Genomic DNA, 2,497 nt, shown 5'->3' on the forward strand with positions numbered 1-2,497 from the left:
CTGGCCGCCGCCCGGGCGCGCGGCCATGAAGCCGTGATCCTGCTCGGCGATGCTCCCTATTACGCCCGCTTCGGCTTCTCAGGCGAGAACACCGGCGCGCTGGCACTGCCCGGCCCGTTCGAACGCGACCGCCTGCTGGCGATCGAGTTCGCGGAAGGCGCGCTCGACGGCGCCGAAGGGATGATCGTCCCGACCGGCGCGGTCCTATCCAAACGGAGGGTAGTTCGCGCCCTCCATGCGCACGCGGCCTAAGGTCTTGCCATGATGGCGACGACCGAAGCCGCGTAAAGCGGCAACGCCCGGCTGCGCCTGCGCCGATCCCTGTCCTTTGGGGTTGCGTGAGCCCCGGAAACGCCCTTTAACCCCCGCGAAACATCCCCTTCAGTCGAGGCCCAAGACATGTCCCGTCGCCTGATTTCCACCGGCTCCCCGTTCGAGAAGACCGCCGGCTACAGCCGCGCCGTGATCGACGGCGAGTTCGCCTTCGTCGCGGGAACCACGGGCTATGACTACACCACGATGACGATGCCGGCCGATGTCACGAGCCAGTCACGCAACTGCTTCAAGACCATCGAAGCTGCCCTGAAGGAGGGCGGTTTCGAGATGGCCGACATCGTCCGCGTGACCTACTACCTCACCGACATCAAGGACGCAGACGCGCATTTCGCCGTCTGCGGCGAAGTCCTCGGCGACATCCGCCCGGCCGCAACGCTTCTCGTCGTCTCGGCGCTCTACAAGCCCGAGATGAAGGTCGAGATCGAAGCCACCGCCAAGCGCCGCAGCGCCTGATCCACCCCTCACCCTTTGTCCGCCAGAACGTTCCGGAGAAACCATCCCATGAGCCCCGCCTCGCAGATCTACGCGAAGATCACCGGTCCCATCGTCATGGTCGGCTTCGGCTCCATCGGCAAAGGCACGCTGCCGCTGATCGAGCGGCATCTCGACTACGACAAGTCGCGCGTCACCGTGATCGATCCCAAGGACGAGGGCCGCAAGGCGCATTGCGAGAAGCACAATGTCCGCTTCATCCAGAAGGGTGTGACCAAAGACAATTATCGGGAGCTGCTGACCCCGCTGCTCACCGAGGGCGGCGGCCAGGGCTTTTGCGTCAATCTCTCGGTCGATACCGGTTCCACCGACATCATGGAGCTCTGCAACGAGCTCGGCGCGCTCTACATCGACACCGTCAACGAGCCCTGGCTCGGCTTCTATTTCGATTCGTCGAAGGGCCCGGAAGCGCGCTCCAACTACGCGCTTCGCGAAGCGACGCTGGCCGCCAAGAGGGCGCGCCCCACGGGCTCGACGACCGCCGTCTCCTGCTGTGGCGCCAATCCCGGCATGGTCTCGTTTTTCGTCAAGCAGGCGCTGCTCAATGTTGCCGCCGATCTGAAGCTCAATGCGCCCAAGCCGAAGACCAAGGCCGAATGGGCCGACCTGATGCGGCAAGCCGGCATCAAGGGCATCCACATTGCCGAACGCGACACCCAGCGCTCCAAGAAGCCGAAAGAGCCGGATGTCTTCGTCAACACCTGGTCGGTGGAAGGCTTCCTGTCGGAAGGCGTGCAGCCGTCCGAGCTCGGCTGGGGCACCCATGAAAAATGGATGCCCGAGAATGCAAAGACCCATGAAGCCGGCTGCGGCGCCGCCATCTATCTGATGCAGCCCGGCGCCAACACGCGCGTGCGCACCTGGTGCCCAACCCGCGGCGCGCAATATGGCTTCCTCGTCACCCACAACGAGTCGATCTCGATCGCGGATTACTTCACGGTGCGCGACGCCTCGGGCACGGCGGTCTATCGGCCGACCTGCCACTATGCCTATCACCCGGCCGACGATGCCGTGCTGTCGCTGCATGAGATGTTCGGCCGCGCGGCGAAGATGCAGGAGAAGCACCACATCCTCGACGAGAACGAGATCGTCGACGGCATCGACGAACTCGGCGTGCTGCTGTTCGGCCACGACAACAACGCCTACTGGTACGGCTCGCAGCTCTCGATCGAAGAGACCCGCAAGCTCGCGCCATACCAGAACGCCACCGGCCTGCAGGTGACCTCCGCCGTGCTCGGCGGCATGGTCTGGGCGCTGGAAAACCCGAAGGAAGGCATCGTCGAAGCTGACGAGATGGATTTCGATCGCCTGCTGGAAATCCAGCTGCCCTATCTCGGCCCGGTGAAGGGCTTTTACACCGACTGGACGCCGCTGACGGATCGTCCCGGCCTGTTCCCGGAAGATATCGACACGTCTGATCCGTGGCAGTTCAAGAACATCCTCGTGCGGTGATAACGAGCCGTCATGCCCGGGCTTGTCCCGCCTGCGCGGCCGAAGCCGCTTCGGCGCGGCAAAGGCCCGGGCATCCACGGACTTTCTTTCTGCAGCTCCAAGAACGTGGATGGCCGGGACAAGCCCGGCCGTGACGCTGCCAACCAGAACTCGCTACTTCTTCTCCATCGGCGGCGCGATCTTCTCGGCCGGAGCCGGCGGCAGCGCGGGCTTGGTC

Annotated in this window: 2 protein-coding genes and 1 pseudogene; all 3 read left to right on the plus strand. The window is 64.4% G+C overall.

The genetic code is table 11. The features are described 5' to 3' along the window. A pseudogene (locus MOV75_RS34460) lies at positions 1-252 on the plus strand (N-acetyltransferase); the annotation flags it as partial. A 147-nt stretch (positions 253-399) separates the two neighbouring features. Then, positions 400-789, plus strand: coding sequence for a RidA family protein (locus MOV75_RS34465; RefSeq protein WP_246931974.1), 390 nt, complete (start codon positions 400-402; stop codon positions 787-789). Positions 790-837: 48 nt separating this feature from the next. Further along, complete coding sequence (locus MOV75_RS34470; RefSeq protein WP_246931972.1) at positions 838-2,280, plus strand: homospermidine synthase; 1,443 nt, start codon at positions 838-840, stop codon at positions 2,278-2,280. Positions 2,281-2,497: the final 217 nt, after the last annotated feature.

The sequence above is a fragment of the Bradyrhizobium sp. PRIMUS42 genome, assembly GCF_023006515.1.
Lineage (GTDB): Bacteria > Pseudomonadota > Alphaproteobacteria > Rhizobiales > Xanthobacteraceae > Bradyrhizobium.

Bases quoted from the DNA above. Each gene is read 5' to 3' on its own strand.
- MOV75_RS34470 (WP_246931972.1), top strand. From the start codon at position 838: ATGAGCCCCGCCTCGCAGATCTACGCGAAGATCACCGGTCCCATCGTC.
- MOV75_RS34465 (WP_246931974.1), top strand. From the start codon at position 400: ATGTCCCGTCGCCTGATTTCCACCGGCTCCCCGTTCGAGAAGACCGCC.